A 16,920-nucleotide genomic window follows, 5' to 3' on the forward strand; every position below is an offset into this window, starting at 1 on the left:
ATGTCTGATACTAAAGTTTATATCAATCATACCTCAGCGTTTTTCCCTAATGAGCCTGTTTCAAATGATGAAATGGAGCAATACCTTGGGTATATTGATAATAGGCCATCAAAATCAAAAAAAATAGTACTCCGTAATAATGGGATCATCAACAGGTATTATGCGCTTACAAAGGATCGTAAATCAACCCATACCAATGCTCAAATGACTGCCGAAGCAGTTAGGGCTTTATTTGATAATGATCCGGAAAAGATGAAAGGGATAGAATTATTGTCCTGCGGTACTTCATCTCCTGACCAGATGATGCCGAGCCATGGTGTTATGACACATGGCTGGATCCCTGAAGTAGGTGGGATAGAAGTGGTGTCGCCATCGGGCGTTTGCTGCGCTGGAATGCATGCGCTTAAATATGCTTACCTGGCCATCAAGGCCGGCGAGGTTACAAGGGCTGTTGCCACAGGTTCTGAACGATTTTCGGGCTTGCTTGTTTCAGAAGTTTTTGAAGAAGAAGCACAGAAGCTAAAAGATATGGAAGAAAACCCATTCATCGCTTTTCAGAAGGACTTTTTACGTTGGATGTTATCAGACGGTGCATCAGCATTTTTAATGACTGATAAGCCAAATGAAGAAGGGTTGTCATTAAGGGTTGAGTGGATAGAAGGTGTATCATATGCCAATGAGATGGACACCTGCATGTATATGGGCGGTGAAAAGCAGGAAGACGGCTCATTGAAAGGGTTCATGGATTATACACCCGAAGAGATCATGACAAAATCTATCTTCAGTGTAAAACAGGATATTACTTTATTAAGCGATAATATTGTTCCGCTGGGTGGCAAGAAGATAAAAGAGATCTTTGAGAAGAAAGGGCTGGGGGTTGATGATATCGATTACTTTTTACCGCATATCAGCAGCAACTTCTTCAAAAGCAAGATCTATGATATGATTGAAGAATACGGCGGCGGCATCCCTTACGAAAAATGGTTTATTAACCTTTATACCGTAGGTAATGTTGGTGCAGCATCGGTTTACCTGATGATAGATGAGCTGTTTAAAAGCGGCAGGTTGAAAAAGGGCGAAAAGATACTATTACTTGTGCCGGAAAGTGCGCGATTCTCATACATGTATGCAATGCTTACCGTTTGCTAATTAATAAATCAGGCTCATGATAGCTTCATTGCCTTTTAAAAGCAAATTAATCTAATGAAAAAGGATGATGTTCCACAGGACCTAAGCTCACTTGGTAAAATAACCAAAGAGGTTTGCTATGCAACAGACAGTAACGGCAAATATGTTACAGAGCTTAGTAGTGGCTGGGACGTAAAGATAAAAGCGCTTGACATCGCCTGGGGGGATATTGAAAAACGAATTGCAGCAGCAAAACAACAGGTGCTTGAAGGAAAAGCAAGCCCGCTTTTGTTTTTTATTGAATATAGATTGATGGATATTGGCATTTTAGCCGGTTATGCCGGTTTTTGGAAATGGCAGATAAAACGGCATTTAAAGCCTGAAGTATTTAATAATTTGTCAGAAAAAAAACTACAAAAATACGCTGAGGCGTTTAATATAAAGGTGGAAGACCTTAAAACTATGACTGTGCATGAAGATTGATTTTGAACATCGTCAGGCTGCACATTGTGAATCGGGCGTAACCAGTAATTTATTATGGAATGCATCAGGCGGTAAAATAACCGAGCCTCTTGCCTTTGGCATTGGAGCAGGGCTGTTTTTTGCCTATATTCCTATTATAAAAATAAACAACGGTCCGGCAATTGCATTCCGGACAATGCCGGGCCATATATTTAACCGTACCTGCAAATCATTAAATATCCCGGTTGCAAGGAAGAAATTCAGCTCGAAAGAGAAGGCGCAAATATTTTTGGACGAGTGTTTAGCTAATGGGCACGCGGTGGGTTGCCAGGTTGGGGTTTATTATCTGCCCTATTTCCCAAAAGAATACCGTTTCCACTTTAATGCGCATAACTTAATAGTTTATGGTAAGGAAGGGGATAACTATTTGGTGAGCGATCCGATTATGGAAGGCACTAACGTTTTAGATAGCTACCAGCTGGAAAGGGTGCGTTTTGCAAAAGGAGCGCTTTCGCCCAGGGGGCATATTTATTACCCTAAACAGGTAACAGCTATTACTGATGAGCAGATAAAACAGGCCATTAAAAGCGGCATCAAAAAAAATGTAAATAATATGCTGCATATACCCGGAAATTTCGCCGGTATAAGCGGTATTAAGAACACCGGTTTTAAAATAAAAAAGTGGCGGGATAAGCTTGGTCTTGAAAAAGCCGGACTTTATTTGGCGCAAATGGTGCGGATGCAGGAGGAGATAGGCACCGGCGGCGGTGGCTTCCGGTATATTTATGGTGCTTTTTTGCAGGAAGCGGACGTTTACTTGCCGGGCAACCAATTGACTGAGATCAGTAGTATATTTACTAAAGCGGGAGATATGTGGCGTACGGCTGCAGTACATGCTGCCGGAATTTACAAGGGAAGGATTGGCAGCCAGGAAGATTTTAATATAATGGGCGATTACTTGCTTGAAATTGCCGCTGTGGAAAAAGCCGCTTTTGAAACGTTAAAGAAAATAAAATGGCAGTAACCGGTCCATTTGCTATTGATGTTGAGGATATAGGATTCCGGTATCCCGGCAATCCGGAGGTATCATTCTCAAAACTTAGCTTAAAGATTGCCAAAGGCGCGCGTTTTGGATTATTCGGGCCTAATGGAGCAGGCAAAACCACACTGATAAGTTTGATGACGGGCTTGCTTTTAGCAGATGAAGGGCATATTAAGCTTTTAGGTCAGGAGGTCGGGAAACCAAATAGTACGGTCAATAGACTATTTGGATTTGTTCCGCAGGATTTTTCTTTTTACCAGGAACTAAGCCCGGTTGAAAACCTTGAATTTTTTGGCGCCTGGAGCGGATTGGATAAAAAAACCATTAAAACCAGGACAGATGAATTGCTGGGGATCCTGGGCCTGGATGATGTGCGCAATAAACGGGTTGAAAAATTTTCGGGAGGGATGAAGCGCAGGGTAAACCTGGCCATTGGTGTGATCCATAAACCTTCAGTACTATTTTTGGATGAACCTACCGTTGGCGTTGACGTACAAACAAGACTTGCCATTATCGATTATCTGAAGGATCTGAATAAGAACGGTACCACACTGGTATATACTTCACACCAGTTAAGCGAAGCCGAGGGCTTATGTGAACAGGTGGCATTGATTGATGATGGCAAAATTATAGCGCAGGATAGCTTGGGTAAACTATTGAAAGATCATAAACAAGATAGCCTTGAACAGATGTTTTTGGACTTAACCGGAAAGGATATCAGGAATGATGTTTAAGCTGAAGGCCACCATAATAAAAGATATAAGGATCTTGCTGCGCGATAAGGTGGGCATTTCGCTGATGTTTGTGATGCCTATTATTTTGGTTGTTGTAGTAACCAGTATTCAGAACAGTACTTTTCAGCTGGTAAATAAAAACCGGCTGCCTATCATCATAAATAATAATGATACAGGACAGGCCAGCAAACAACTGATAACGGCGATTAACAAAATTGGCATGTTTAAGGTATCTCAGGTATCCGGTGATCAAAGCGAAAAGCTGATGACGGATGCCATGCACCAAAAGGATGCAATGCTGGGAGTAATTATTCCGGCTAACTTTTCGGTGAAGGTTACAGCAAAATCAAAAAGCATAGCGGGCAAGGCTTTAAAGAGCTTTGGCCTGGAAGGCGATTCGGTTAAGCATGAGGCCGGTGATATTGACCCGCTCACTATTTATTATAATCCAATTTTACAGGAATCAATAAGATTGTCTGTTCAGGGCGCTATTCGCAGCGCCTTACAATTGGTTGAAAGCCGCGAAACATTAAGAAGTCTTTACTTCTCCATCAATGAAAAGCAACTGCCCGAGAAGCTGGAGAATGAAATGCTGAATAATAAAACAGCAATAAATGAGATCCCGGTCTCAAAAGATGGTACCCGAAGCACACCGAACGCTACACAGCACAATGTGCCGGCATGGACGATTTTCGCTATGTTTTTTATTATCATGTCCTTAGGTGGCAGCGTTGTAAGGGAAAAGGTAAGCGGAAGTTTTATCAGGCTTAAAACATTACCGACAAATTATATGGTGGGTTTGTTATCCAAGCAGATCACCTATTTGGTGGTTACCATGCTGCAAGCTGCTGTTATATTTTCAATAGGCATCTGGCTGTTTCCGTTTTTTGGTTTACCTGCGCTTAATTTACCGGCTGATATTTTAGCCCTGGTTATTGTTACCATAATTTGTGGTTGGTGTGCGGTTAGCTATGCTATTTGCGTTGGCGTATTTGCCGATACGCAGGAACAGGCTAATGGCTTTGGTGCTGTATCCATCGTAATATTAGCCTGTATTGGTGGTTTAATGGTGCCAAGTTTTGCTATGCAGGGCTTTTTTAAATCAGCTGCTGATATATCGCCAATGCACTGGTGCCTTCAAGCTTATTACACTTTATTCCTTGAAGGCGGAAAATTGAAGGATGTTGTAAACAATATCATACCTTTATTTATTATTACACTCATATTTCAATTAGTAACCTTTATTGGGTTAAAAAGAAAGAATTTAATATAATTGCCTGCATGGACACTATACAACTAAGAGAACAACTAAAAAATCAAATTATAAAATTTTTAAACCTTACCGACCTTACACCTGCTGATATAAAAGACGATGAGCCTTTATTTGGTGATGGCTTGGGTTTGGATTCTATTGATTCGCTTGAATTGATTGTGTTGCTTAAAAAGGAATATGGAATTGATATAAGGGATCCACGAGAGGGGCGTAAAGTTTTGATTGATGTGGCTACAATGGCGGATTATATTGCTGAACATAGCAAGAAGTAATATGATGCGATTTAAATCTCTCCGGAAAGCTTGGGTAAGGGTAATTATCAGTCTGGCAGCAGGCGGTGTGATAAACGAGATCGTTTTTCTTTTCTTTGACGATGATCCGTATAGGCATCGTTTGCCCGATGAACCAAATTACACCATACTGTATGCGGTTTTTATCTATCTGATTCTTACGGGAACCATAAAACACCTTGACAGGATTGAGCAGAGTTAAGTAGTGCGACAAATCTGAATTGTGTCTTTCATTATCTATTGTTGGTAACAATACCAACAATGGCGGAGCATTTAAAACACACCGTTTCACCATCACTTAATTTGCCGGTAAAGCTGATGTCATCCCCAAAAAGTTTGTAGGACGTTTCCAACTGTACCGAAGCTGTTTTTACCGGATCAATCATATTAATGAACTTTAGCTGACTTGCTTTTTTTAGCTGTAACGATTGACCCAAAGCGCTTTCCAATACTTCTTTTACAATCTGCAGCATGCAAGCGCCGGGAACTACCGGCTGTCCCGGGAAATGGCCTTTAAATATTGAGCAATTTGGATTGATAGAAAGATCAGCTTTGATTACATTATCTGTATGTTCTATTTTAGCAACCTTAAATATTTCATCATTTACAATTCCCATCGCAACGAATTAAATTGCTGAAACCAGCATTAGTGAATGATATTTATTTTGGTAATGATTATAGATCAATACTTTTTTAGGCGCAGGCAAATTTGATCCGTTTTCCAAAATTACATCGGGAATTATGCCTTTTTTTACAATGTTTGATGCCAGCCATAAAGCAAATGACGATGCAACAGTGTATTCGCCACAAAGGTGTTTGTAGTTAGCAGCAGCAATGTTTTTAAATACGGAATTGCTTAATGCCTTGTAAATTTCGTCATTTCTTGTATCTCCGTTTTTGCCGGTGATCACCAGATCGATATCGCTGGGTTTTAATAAATGAACTGCTAAAAATGCTGTAATCCGTTTTTCAATATCCTGCGTATCTTTTGGCTTATAAAAAGTATTAACCGCAATTAATTCTGCCAGGTTATCTGGGGATGGTTTATCTGTTAATAAGAAAAATGCAGCGCCTTCGCCACTTACCGTGCCTTTTGATTCGGATGAATAGAGCGAAAGGTTTGAAACGGGATGACGTTTATATAAGCCAAGCCGGGTTAAAATAGTATGACTGGCATCAACCATTTCTTCGGTTCCGCCTACTAATATATTGTCTGCTTCCTGCTCCTTTAAAAGCATAATCGCATCAAACAATGCGCTTTCAAAAGATACGCCTTTATGTACAAACGTATTATTATAAGCGTGACATTTTAGCATTAAAGCTATTTGTGCGGCAACCGTATTGTGGGTTGATTGAATAAAAGCGGTAGGGGGCAGCAGTTCTTCATCCTGTTCAATAATACGCGTTAAAAAAGTCACAGTATCTTCCAGGCAGCCAAATGCCGTGCCGGTAATAATTGCACCGGGCATTTCGGTATCACCATTTTTTAAGCATTCTTTTGCTGCAGCTACGCCCATCTTTATCACATGGCTCATTCGGCGGAGAAGTTTTGGATCGATATATTCTTTATAGTCGGGTTCAATAGCCTGTAAACGGGTGCTGTTATATTCAACAACATCCGTTAAAAAATCTTCATGCCCAAAAGTTTTCTGGGCAGAGATACAGGCTGATGAGCGGATGTATATTTTCATATCAGATCCCCGAAAATATTAAAGATGTACAATTACCACCAAAGCCAAATGAGTTTGACATTACGTGTTTGATGTTCTGTCCTTTCAAAAATTTCCTTTCGGGCTCCAAAGGCAGATCGCTCATGCGCGTTTCAAACCGCAGGTTAGGGTAAATAATTCCGTGTTTTATAGCAAGTGCAGAAAATACAGCCTCAATGCCGCCGCTTGCGCCAAGTGTATGGCCTGTAAATGATTTTGTTGAGCTCATTGGGGGATATACCGGATCAAATAGTCTTTTAACTGCTGTGCCCTCGGCGCTATCATTATTTGGCGTGCCGGTTCCATGCAGGTTGATATAACTTATATCCGAAGGCTTTAAACCGCTTTTTTCCAGGGCTCCCTTCATAGCCATATATGAACCTGTACCATCGGGAGAGGAAGCTGTTTGATGATAAGCGTCGTTACTGTTATTATAGCCGCTTAGCTTACAGTATAATGGCTTGGTTAGGGTCTTAGCCACTTTATCAGAAACTAACACCATATAACCCGCGCCTTCGCCAAGGTTCAGGCCTTCTCTATGTTCATCAAAAGGTTTGCAAAACTCCTTATCCAGTATCATTAATGTGTTAAAGCCATTTAGCGTAAATTTAGTTAAGGCATCTGTTCCGCCGGCAACAACTACGTCAAGTATATCATTTTTAATTAGTCGGGTGCCGTAAAAAACAGCATTTGCAGATGATGAACAGGCAGTGCTTATGGTGGTCATAAAATCTGTTATCCCCAATTGATCCGCAACAATCTCAGTCATGCTGCCACACTCATGGTCGAACACGTTTTTTAATTTGCCTTTATTGTTATCAGCTAAAAACTCAATAAAAAAATCCTCACTCTTATCCATACCGCCCACCGTGTTTGCCGAAACAAAACCGGTACGTAGGCTGCTTAGGTTTGGAATAGCTGCATCCGTTAATGCTTCCCTTGCAGCAATCAGGCTTAATAGCGCTGTACGGCTGTTGTGGGTAGTTGGGCCGGTTATGGCTATAAGTTGCTCATCCGTTAATTTAACTTCGGCTACAGGCAGCTTATGACGGTGTATGGTATCAAGCAAGGTAATGTCAGCCATGCCCGCTTCTCCGCGTTCAAATGAAGTCAGGTGTTCAGCCACATTATTCCCGATCGCCGAAATTACACCCACACCTGCAACGTAAACTGTTTGATCCATATATTTTGAGAGTAGATTTGACAACTTTTTAAAAGTTGTCAAATCTTGTCGTATTTAAAAATTTTAAATTTTATCTGCAAAAATACCATTCATTTTTTCAACAGAAAATTGTATTGCCTGTCCTGTTTTTTTCTTTTCCACCAAAAATAAAACAGCTTGGTAATCCTGCTCCAAAACTTCTACCCATCCGCAAATACAGGCCTGCAAAATATCACTATCGAGCAGGTAATTTACCTGTTGCGCTATAAATGCGGTATCGAAAGCATCCTGGATAAAAAAAGCATGCTCGCCTTTAAATTTATGCCGGATACAAATTTCGCCGATAACAATATTCGGCAAGGTATAAACAAATACCGCCGGACTTGGAAATTCTTTTATCGTATCCGCATATTTCAGGTCGTTATCCAGGCTTGAATTTGAATTAGCCAGAACTATTCCAATTTCTTCCGGTTGATAATTATCTTTCTTAAACCCATCTTTTAACAAGATTTCAGCAGCCAGCCAGCCCAGCTTGCTTAAATTATCCATTTTATAAAACTTCGGATAATTAAAGTGGAAATGCTGGTAAATAGAAAGCAGGAAGCCTGACAGATCAATGCCCTGGTTTTCGTAAACCTTGCTGCCGTTTTTATTTACAGTCCCATTGCTAATGCTGCAACTGCTTGTTATATGGTTTTTTTCTATCAATGCTTATCTGCTTAATTTAACCTTCTTGTCATTGCGAGGTACGAAGCAATCGCGAACTGTGCATTTATGCCTTGCAGGTTCTAAATCTTTCTGCCCGCTCCGTAAAGTTTGTGATGGCCGAGCTTCGCTCGCAATGATAAATTATACGCTTTCAAATATAATTATTTGCCAATTACTAACGCCGCATTACAGCCGCCAAAGCCTGATGCTGTTTTAAGAAAATTACCAGCATTAATGCGCATAGGGGAGGTGCACACATTTACAGGACTGGTAACGCCCAATTCTTTAAAACCCAATGTTGAGATCACCAAATTTTCTTTTAATGATTGGATGGAAATAACAGACTCTATCAATCCTGCCGCACCTAATGTATGTCCATAATAACCTTTTAAACTGTTTAACGGTTGTGATTGTAAGCCGGCTAATCCAATTGCGTTAGCTTCCATTTCATCATTATAAACGGTTGCAGTGCCGTGAGCCGAAATAAAGTCGATTTCATTTGCTGAAACTTTTGCATCCGTCATCGTTTGTTTTATGGCATGTCCTAACTCTTCACCGGTTCTGGATGGTCCGGAGATATGGTTAGCATCATTACTTATCGAACCGCCTTTAACTTTTATATTCCCCTCAAATTTTTTATTGGTAGATAGAATAACTGTTGCGGCGCCTTCACCCAGATTTAAACCGTTTCGTGATCTATCGAAAGGTCTACAAATCTCATTACTAAGCGCCTGGAAGGATTGAAAACCGGAGACAATGAACTTTGAAATAACATCAGCACCGCATATAACTGCATTTTCATATTGCCCCATTCTAAGCATACGCATTCCTGTAATAATTGCCATTACACCAGAGATACAGGCATTTGAAATAACTACGGGTTGATTTTGGAACCCAAAATGTTCAGCAACCAGCCTGGCAGAGGTTGACATCGAGATTCTTTTTTGCAGTTCAGTACTGTTTACTTCTGTTTCAAGCAGGCTGATATTTCCTTTGGTACTGGAGATAATTAAAACCGTTTTTTTGTTTTTTGGATCGATGCTGTTATCTTTTAGTGCATCAGTTATTGAAGCGATGAGCAGCTGCTCGAATTTTGTATAATTATTAGCCTCATCTATAAAAACCTCGTCTTTATCAAATAACGAAGCGAAAAATGGAGTTGGGGAAAGCATCTTATCGTTATGTTGCTTTACTCCTGATATATTATTTTTTAATTGCGAAAAATTTTCAGCTGTGGTTTTACCGAAAGGGGAAAATATATTATCAGCAACTACAAAAATATCCGGTTCACTCATCCTGCTCATATCTTTTTGTTTTTATTCATTGCCAATAAATACTTTCATTTCACATTGGGCCAATAAATTGCCGTTATGCCAAACTTTTCCTGAAAGTACGGTAACATTAAATACCTGGTTTTCTATTGTTATTTCGGTGATCAATTCATCATTAACTTTTGGTAAACTAAACACCTCAAAATCTTTTATTGCCCCAATATAACCAACCTCAACCGGTTTGCTTTCAGTATTTGCAATATAGCCTGATCTTAATGCTGCTGTTTGGGCTATGTTTTCCATCAGCCCGGCTTCCTGGAAGATCCCTTTTTTTACAAATAAATTGTCCGGGTTAATAATAAAGCTGCTTTTGGTAGTTGTTTCATCAACATAAAGCAATTTACTCACCATTACAAATGGTGGTTTTTGAGGAATCAGGTGGAGTATATCTTCAACCGGAAAATTCATAGATCAGGAATATAAGCCCCCGTTAACGGATAGTACCTGCCCGGTTATATATGCAGCTTCCGGCGATGCAAAAAATGCAGCAGCACTTGCCACTTCTTCAGGCAGGCCAAAGCGCCTTGCCGGGATCATCATTTTTAATTCTTTTTCGTCAAGGCCTTCGGTCATGTCGGTTTTAATAAAACCGGGAGCTAATGCATTTACGGTAATACCCTGCCGGGCAATTTCCTGTGCCAATGCCTTTGTTGCGCCGATTACACCAGCTTTGGCTGCTGAATAATTTGTTTGTCCGGCTAAGCCTTTTAAACCAGAAAGCGAAACTATATTGATGATTCTACCATATTTGCGGGTGAGCATGCTGTTTAGCACCAGGCGGGTAACATAAAAAAAGCTATCCAGGTTGGTTTTTAAAACGTTGTCCCATTGATCTTCAGCCATCCAGGCCATCAGGCTGTCATCGCGGATGCCGGCATTGTTTACCAGCACTTCAATGTATTTATCCCCGTTAGCTTCTATCCAATTGCCTAATAGTTTTATTTGTTCTTTATCAGCTACGTCAAAAGGCATCAATTCACCATTGCCGCCATTTTCCTTTATTAGGGCAAGGGTTGTATTTGCCTCGGCTACGTTGCTTTTATAATTTACCAGTACATAATATCCCATGGCAGCCATCCTGATACAGATTGCCCTGCCAATTCCTCTTGAGCCACCAGTGATTAATGCGCATTTCATTTTGAAAATGATGTAATATGATCTGTAGATTCAAGGAAATTCTTAACCCTTTCCAGGTCTTTATATTTAGGCGCATCCTCAATAAATTTAGGGAAGATCTGCCTTACTTCGTCATACAATACTCTTGAAGTTGTTGAAAGCCTGTCTTTGCACTCCAAATAATCAATTGCCTGTAAAATGGTCATCAGGTGGATGCCAAGCACTTCAAATGAGTTATCTATAACCCTTTTTGTCATCAATGCGGCATTACAGCCCATGCTTACAATATCCTGGTTGTCATTATTGTTAGGGATACTATGTACATACATCGGGAAAGATAAGGTTTGATTTTCAGCAACAGTCGAAGTGGCCGTAAACTGCATTCCCTGCATCCCGAAATTAAGCCCAAGCACACCTAAATTTACAAAAGGAGGCAGCTTTTGGTTTAGTTTGCTGTTCAGCAGGTAGTTCAGCTGTCTTTCGGCTAACATAGATACCCGGGTAATAGCAATTTTTAGCTTATCCATTTCCAGGGAAACATAATCGCCATGGAAATTACCACCATGAAAAATGTTCTGATTCTCATGGTCGATAACCGGGTTGTCATTAACGGAGTTTAACTCATTTACAACCGTGTTTTCAACCTGCGAAATAGTATCATAAACAGGCCCCAAAATTTGCGTTACACAACGCAGAGAATAATATTCCTGTACTTTATCCTCAAATATTTCCTGGTCAAGGTTATCCGGGTTGTATAAATGTTCCGAGCGATCGCGGATCATTTTGCTATCCTTCAAAATCTCACGCATCATCCCGGCTATGGCATTTTGACCTTTATGGCGTTTTACAACATTTAGCTCTTGCGAATAATGATCATCAAAAGCTTCAACAATCTCATTGATCATCGCCGAAAATAAAACAGACCAATTAAGTAGTTTTTTAGCCTGGATGATATTGATCATGCCTATGCCCGTCATTGCCGATGTGCCATTTAAAATAGCAAGGCCCTCGCGGATATGGATAGAAAGTGGCTTTATATTGAATTTGTTAAAAATGTCCATAGTTGGATGAACGGCATCTTCAAAAATAACTTCTCCTTCGCCAATTAAAACCAAACCGAGGTGCGCCAACTGAACCAGATCACCGCTTGCCCCAACACCGCCATGCTCGTAAATGCATGGGGAGATATTTTTATTTATAAGCTCTTTTAATAGTTCAACAACATCAGTATGCACACCTGAATAAGCCTGCATAAAGCTGTTTAAACGGGCTATCATTAATGCTTTTGAGAGTTGAGCCGTCATCAACTTCCCACTGCCTGATGAGTGACTGCGGATCAGGTTATATTGAAGCTGTAATATGTTTTCCTCGTTAACTTTGTATTGCGCCATTGGCCCAAAACCGGTGTTTATGCCATAAATGAGCTTGTTTGACGAGAATTGTTTAAGAAATTCAAAGTTGGTATTTATCTTAGTTAAAGCAGCTGCATCTAAAGCAACTTCGTTTTGTTTAAATATCAGTTCAGAAAAATCATTTAAAGAAAGCGCACTTTGTCCAACATGTATCATGGGCAAAAAAATATTTGTTTTATCAGGGTGAATAATAATCCGCTAAAGTATAAAATATATATAAAAGGGAGGGTATAAACTGTAATAACACAGGGAATGGGTAATTGTGTTATTTGAATATGTCGATAGGGTTAAAAAACGGAAATTCTAATGTTACTCACTCTTTACGTCATGCCAAATTTATCTCGGTACCCAACGGGACATCCCCGCATGCATGGTGTAGACTTAGCAAGTGGGGTGCTGAAATAAATTCAGCATGACATGTCTTATATATAGCAATTCTAGGCCCTTTTATCAATAAATTTTATAGCCTTCCTGCTGGCTTCACTAAACTGGATCTTCTGGATCTCCTCAATTGTTACGTATTTAATATGCGGACTAACACGCAAACGGGCCTGTAAATATGCCCTGATCCGGTGGTCGCATTCTTCGCTGTCATCAGCAGGCACAAGGTAAAGTAACACCTGGTCCATATCAATATCATTAGAATAAACTTCTATCACAAAATCCAGGATCTCTTCGCGCTCATTTAGTAAATCAAATAAAGCGGGCGGATAAAGGGTTGTTCCCTTAAATTTTATCATCTGCTTTTTGCGCCCCATTATGGATGATAAGCGCAAGCTGATACGGCCACAGGCGCAAGGTTCATCGAAATACATGCACATATCGCCCGTTTTATAACGTAACAATGGCATCCCCTCAACACCTAAAGTAGTAATGGTAACTTCGCCGGGAGTGCCTGGCTCTACGTGTTGGTCATTTTCATCCAATAACTCAACAATAACCAATTCTGGCTGATAGTGTCCGCCTTTGCCTTCGCCACATTCAGTAAACGCGGTTTGCATTTCGGTGGATGCATAAGTGGAATATAATTTAATGTCCCAGCTCTCATTTATTTTTTTGCCAAGGATGTTTAGTGAAAAATCGTTATTGCGGATATTTTCGCCAATACAAATGGCTTTTTTTACTGAAGTGCTGTTTATATCGATACCCGCTTCTTTTGCAAATTGGATCAGCTTTAAAATAAAAGATGGGACAGCAACGATAGCGGTAGGCTTTAAGCGCCGGATGGTTTCCCATTGCAATGCCGGTACACCGGGGCCCAAACGGATAATTCCTGCCCCAATCCTGCGGATGCCGAGATAATAGGCAATACCAGCCATAAACTGCCTGTCGAGGGTAAGCATTAGTTGATAAGTATCATCAGCTGATCCATCGGCACATAAAAAAGAATTATATTCATTATATGCAAGGCGATCCAAATCACTTTCAGTAAGCGCTATGGTTACCGGGCGACCTAAGGTGCCTGACGTTGAAGTGTATTCTATTATTTTACTGCGCGGTACACATAAAAAATCATCGTTCCGTTGCTGCAGATCGTCCTTTGTTGTGGTGGGGACTGATGATAGATCAGCAATAGTTTTTATTTCATGTATGTTTATCTGATGCTTTGCAAACAGCTCTTTGTAAAACGGAGAATGTTGATTAAGATACGCCAGCAGATCCCGCAGCTTTTGTTCCTGCATTAATGTTACTTCGTGTGCCTGCTGATAGCTTTTCTCTGTAGGTATCATGCTTCAAATCTAATAAAAATGTGAGATTAGGGCGAATGCAATTCGCCCATACAAATTGTGCGTCAAACAACCGTCTGATATATTTGTAACGTATATAAGTTATTATGTTTAAACAATCAATATTAATTGTAGGATTATTAAGCGTGTCATTGTTTACTAAAGCTCAAGCAGTTAAATATAAAGACATCGTATTTAATGATATAACCAAAACAAAGGACCTGAGCTATTCTCCAAATGATTCATCGGGCAAAAGGAACGCTCATTTATTTGATCTGTACCAGCCTGCGAGCGATAAGTCAGCAGGGCGGGCGTTAATTATCTGGATGCATGGCGGCGGTTTTAAGTTTGGATCGAGGGAGGCAAAAGGCATTCAGCTATGGAGTAAGACATTTGCACAAAGGGGCTATGTTTGTGCTGCTATTAGCTATACCCTAAGTAAGAAGTTCCCGGTCTTTAATTTTGACGAGCTAAAAAGAAGCTGTTATTATGCTGTATTAGATGCTAAACTGGCTGTGACATACTTTAAAGAACATTTTAAGGAATATAATATCGATCCTGATAAAATTATCCTGGCCGGAAACTCTGCGGGAGGGATGATAGCGCTTGATGCAGCCTACAGCTCAAATTATGAACTGGCAAAACTTGCAGGAATAACCGATGCAAATTCTGATAAAAAAGAGCTGTTAAAGGTTGCCGGTGTGATTAACTTATGGGGAGGGATCTTTGATTTGAACTGGCTGAAAAATAACCGGGTGCCTGTTGTAAATATTTACGGCAGCAAGGACGGGACTGTTTCCCCAACGCATCAGGATACACCTTTATATGGTGGTGACGATATACATAAAAAAGCGGAGGCTTTAGGAATACCCAATGAATTAAAGGTGTTTGAAGGTTATTCGCATGAGTTACAAAGGCATTTTAACCCAATTTTTTCAGGAGGGGAAAACACACAACGGCGCTGGCTTGAGGCGGGGCAATTTGCCGCCGATTTTATGTATCACCAATTAAATAAATAGCATCAAATTATAAATGGACAACTGTTTGTAATTGAAACATAATGTTAACTTTAATGTTGTCAAAAACAATTAATCATTAATAGCTTACCATGAAGTATTTAAAAATTATTTTAATAACGTTGTTTTTAACCTTTAGTTTGGAATTTGCCAACGCAGAATCTTTAACTTTAACAGTTGAACCAACGTTTTTACAGGTTAGGAGGCCGCCACCTCCGCCACCTCATCCGCCATTGCCATCATTTAGAAGGCATCATCGCCGGTACAGGCACCATCGCCGGGCCCGGATCCATATCCGTTTGCCTAAACCGCCGCCACCGCCACCTGCACCACCACGTCCATAATTATAAATAACAAAGCCCTTCAATATTGAGGGGCTTTTTGGATAATGGATAGGTTAAAAAATTTTACTAGGCCAAATCGACGGTTTGCCCGCTTGCACGTTTTTGGCGCGACCATAGTTTTATCAACTGGTATAAAACGCCAACTGTAAATAATACAACTAATATTAAAAGTCCCATTTTTATAACAGGGGAATCAGGCCCGTCAGCAATGGGGCGGCTTATTGGCACCCTGGTTAATGTTTCAACAATAGCCGGTATAAATGAGAAAAATAAGGTTAACGACATCAGGAAGATCTGAATATAAGCGGCGCTTTTACCAAGAAATTTAAACGATGGCGCATATACTGCTATCGGCAATACTATTAAAATAATTACAGCAAGATTATGGCCCGCGGTTGGGTGCCCGGTTCTCATAATAGGCAGCGCTGTAATACAAGTAATAATTGTTAAAAGGATATACAGCTTTCCGCTGCCATTTTTAGGGTTGATCTGCCCATCGCGGATCAAAGCGTACAGGGCAACTATAATTGCAATAATACTGATTGCAGTATGAATAATTCCTAGGATTGACAAGTGGTTCGGCATGATCTTATATTTAAATGTTGAGGGTGATTAAATATAAGAAAATTAATATGGAATAAAAAAGGTTAAAGTTTTATAAACTTTAAAATGTTACCCGGCCTTAACTTATCCCCTTCATTAGAAATATAAAGATTGCTTTCCTTGTCAAATGCTATCCCCTCCGGCTGGCCAAACAGGCCGGAGTTTAAGGGGAACACTTCTTTTACGTTCCAGTTTAAATCGGCGATTACTAATAGCCTGTTTACTGATGAAAGAATATACCACTCATTAGTTTCAAGATTTTTACTCAATGCTGAAGGATGGAACGCTATTTTCTTTTTCCCGGTAAGCTCCTCTATTTTCTTTACGTCAATATTAAACTCCCCGGCGTTTTTTAACGAGCCATCAACAAATAGCTTTAACCTAAATACGGTGCTCATCTTACTGCTTTTTTCGATGCTGCAATGTTTGCATAGTACGTAAACAGATTGATCACTTTCATCGGCATACAGCCCTTCATATTCGCCTTGCGGCAATACATTGTTCCACTCTTTAGTATCGGTTATTTCTGCGTTTTTCACACCTAGCGGAAAGGTAAACAACACACCGTCACTACGCAGCATTATAGCCTGGTTATTGCTGATAGCTACATCCTCATAGTCACCACTTTTACCGAATTTTATACGCTTAATATTTTTACTTCCGGGTTTGAAATAAAAAAGCTCACCCTCTTCATCCTGTTCGGCAAATATTGTATCGGGGTTGCCTTTATTAAATGCTATTCCTGATATTTCGGTAAGGTTGTCAGGCATATTATATTTCACGGGCTTATTTAAATCATATCCTTTTGGGCTTCGGATTTTTTGCTGGCCGGTACATTTGATAAATAATAAACAGGTAATTAA

General features: G+C 40.1%; 20 protein-coding genes. 9 read left to right on the forward strand and 11 right to left on the reverse strand.

Annotated features, from left to right (window positions below; genetic code table 11):
* From JWQ54_RS06275 to JWQ54_RS06305, 7 genes are read left to right on the forward strand one after another with little or no spacing between them, the layout of a single operon-like run.
* The gene (locus tag JWQ54_RS06275) at nt 1–1,149 is read left to right on the forward strand and encodes a beta-ketoacyl-ACP synthase III (protein ID WP_299581734.1); all 1,149 of its coding nucleotides are present in this window, start codon (nt 1–3) and stop codon (nt 1,147–1,149) included.
* A gap of 54 nt (nt 1,150–1,203) precedes the next feature.
* Entirely contained in the window at nt 1,204–1,611 is a 408-nt protein-coding gene (locus tag JWQ54_RS06280) for a hypothetical protein (protein WP_299581737.1), read from the forward strand.
* Complete coding sequence (locus JWQ54_RS06285; protein WP_299581740.1) at nt 1,601–2,614, forward strand: BtrH N-terminal domain-containing protein; 1,014 nt, start codon at nt 1,601–1,603, stop codon at nt 2,612–2,614. The genes JWQ54_RS06280 and JWQ54_RS06285 overlap by 11 nt, the downstream gene beginning before the upstream one ends.
* A complete protein-coding gene (locus tag JWQ54_RS06290) occupies nt 2,605–3,366 on the forward strand; it encodes an ABC transporter ATP-binding protein (protein ID WP_299581743.1) in 762 nt (253 codons plus the stop codon). The genes JWQ54_RS06285 and JWQ54_RS06290 overlap by 10 nt, the downstream gene beginning before the upstream one ends.
* On the forward strand, nt 3,356–4,639 hold the full coding sequence (locus JWQ54_RS06295) for an ABC transporter permease (RefSeq protein ID WP_299581746.1): 1,284 nt from the start codon (nt 3,356–3,358) through the stop codon (nt 4,637–4,639). Before JWQ54_RS06290 ends, JWQ54_RS06295 begins: the two co-directional genes overlap by 11 nt.
* Nucleotides 4,640–4,647: 8 nt before the next feature.
* A complete protein-coding gene (locus JWQ54_RS06300) occupies nt 4,648–4,911 on the forward strand; it encodes a phosphopantetheine-binding protein (RefSeq protein WP_299581749.1) in 264 nt (87 codons plus the stop codon).
* Nucleotide 4,912: 1 nt separating this feature from the next.
* A complete protein-coding gene (locus JWQ54_RS06305) occupies nt 4,913–5,131 on the forward strand; it encodes a hypothetical protein (protein ID WP_299581752.1) in 219 nt (72 codons plus the stop codon).
* A gap of 31 nt (nt 5,132–5,162) precedes the next feature.
* Here JWQ54_RS06305 and JWQ54_RS06310 read toward each other — a convergent pair whose 3' ends face one another.
* From JWQ54_RS06310 to JWQ54_RS06350, 9 genes are all read right to left on the reverse strand, one after another.
* Nucleotides 5,163–5,546: a hypothetical protein gene (locus JWQ54_RS06310; RefSeq protein ID WP_299581755.1), complete on the reverse strand. Its 384-nt coding sequence runs from the start codon at nt 5,544–5,546 to the stop codon at nt 5,163–5,165.
* A 9-nt stretch (nt 5,547–5,555) separates the two neighbouring features.
* Complete coding sequence (locus tag JWQ54_RS06315) at nt 5,556–6,620, reverse strand: beta-ketoacyl synthase chain length factor (protein ID WP_299581758.1); 1,065 nt, start codon at nt 6,618–6,620, stop codon at nt 5,556–5,558.
* A gap of 1 nt (nt 6,621) precedes the next feature.
* Nucleotides 6,622–7,821 (reverse strand): beta-ketoacyl-[acyl-carrier-protein] synthase family protein, encoded by a 1,200-nt coding sequence (locus tag JWQ54_RS06320; RefSeq protein ID WP_299581761.1) that lies wholly within the window; start codon nt 7,819–7,821, stop codon nt 6,622–6,624.
* Between the two features lie 63 nt (nt 7,822–7,884).
* The gene (locus JWQ54_RS06325) at nt 7,885–8,508 is read right to left on the reverse strand and encodes a hypothetical protein (RefSeq protein WP_299581763.1); all 624 of its coding nucleotides are present in this window, start codon (nt 8,506–8,508) and stop codon (nt 7,885–7,887) included.
* Nucleotides 8,509–8,669: 161 nt separating this feature from the next.
* Nucleotides 8,670–9,812, reverse strand: coding sequence for a beta-ketoacyl synthase N-terminal-like domain-containing protein (locus tag JWQ54_RS06330; protein WP_299581766.1), 1,143 nt, complete (start codon nt 9,810–9,812; stop codon nt 8,670–8,672).
* A gap of 12 nt (nt 9,813–9,824) precedes the next feature.
* A complete protein-coding gene (locus JWQ54_RS06335; RefSeq protein ID WP_299581769.1) occupies nt 9,825–10,247 on the reverse strand; it encodes a 3-hydroxyacyl-ACP dehydratase in 423 nt (140 codons plus the stop codon).
* Between the two features lie 3 nt (nt 10,248–10,250).
* Nucleotides 10,251–10,976 carry a 3-oxoacyl-ACP reductase FabG gene (gene fabG / locus JWQ54_RS06340; protein WP_299581772.1) on the reverse strand — a complete coding sequence of 242 codons (726 nt, stop codon included), beginning with the start codon at nt 10,974–10,976 and terminating at the stop codon, nt 10,251–10,253.
* Entirely contained in the window at nt 10,973–12,523 is a 1,551-nt protein-coding gene (gene hutH / locus JWQ54_RS06345) for a histidine ammonia-lyase (RefSeq protein WP_299581775.1), read from the reverse strand. The genes fabG and hutH overlap by 4 nt, the downstream gene beginning before the upstream one ends.
* 281 nt (nt 12,524–12,804) lie before the next feature.
* A complete protein-coding gene (locus JWQ54_RS06350; protein ID WP_299581778.1) occupies nt 12,805–14,097 on the reverse strand; it encodes a phenylacetate--CoA ligase family protein in 1,293 nt (430 codons plus the stop codon).
* Between the two features lie 104 nt (nt 14,098–14,201).
* On the opposite strand from JWQ54_RS06350, the gene JWQ54_RS06355 reads away from it, so the two are divergent.
* Together JWQ54_RS06355 and JWQ54_RS06360 are read left to right on the forward strand one after the other, a co-directional pair.
* A complete protein-coding gene (locus JWQ54_RS06355) occupies nt 14,202–15,113 on the forward strand; it encodes an alpha/beta hydrolase (RefSeq protein ID WP_299581781.1) in 912 nt (303 codons plus the stop codon).
* 89 nt (nt 15,114–15,202) lie between these two features.
* On the forward strand, nt 15,203–15,454 hold the full coding sequence (locus tag JWQ54_RS06360; RefSeq protein WP_299581784.1) for a hypothetical protein: 252 nt from the start codon (nt 15,203–15,205) through the stop codon (nt 15,452–15,454).
* Nucleotides 15,455–15,520: 66 nt separating this feature from the next.
* On the opposite strand, the gene JWQ54_RS06365 is transcribed toward JWQ54_RS06360, so the two are convergent.
* Together JWQ54_RS06365 and JWQ54_RS06370 are read right to left on the reverse strand one after the other, a co-directional pair.
* On the reverse strand, nt 15,521–16,039 hold the full coding sequence (locus JWQ54_RS06365; RefSeq protein WP_299581787.1) for a hypothetical protein: 519 nt from the start codon (nt 16,037–16,039) through the stop codon (nt 15,521–15,523).
* Nucleotides 16,040–16,101: 62 nt separating this feature from the next.
* Complete coding sequence (locus JWQ54_RS06370) at nt 16,102–16,827, reverse strand: SdiA-regulated domain-containing protein (protein WP_299581790.1); 726 nt, start codon at nt 16,825–16,827, stop codon at nt 16,102–16,104.
* Nucleotides 16,828–16,920: the final 93 nt, after the last annotated feature.

The sequence above is a fragment of the Mucilaginibacter sp. genome (assembly GCF_028288225.1).
Classification (GTDB): domain Bacteria; phylum Bacteroidota; class Bacteroidia; order Sphingobacteriales; family Sphingobacteriaceae; genus Mucilaginibacter.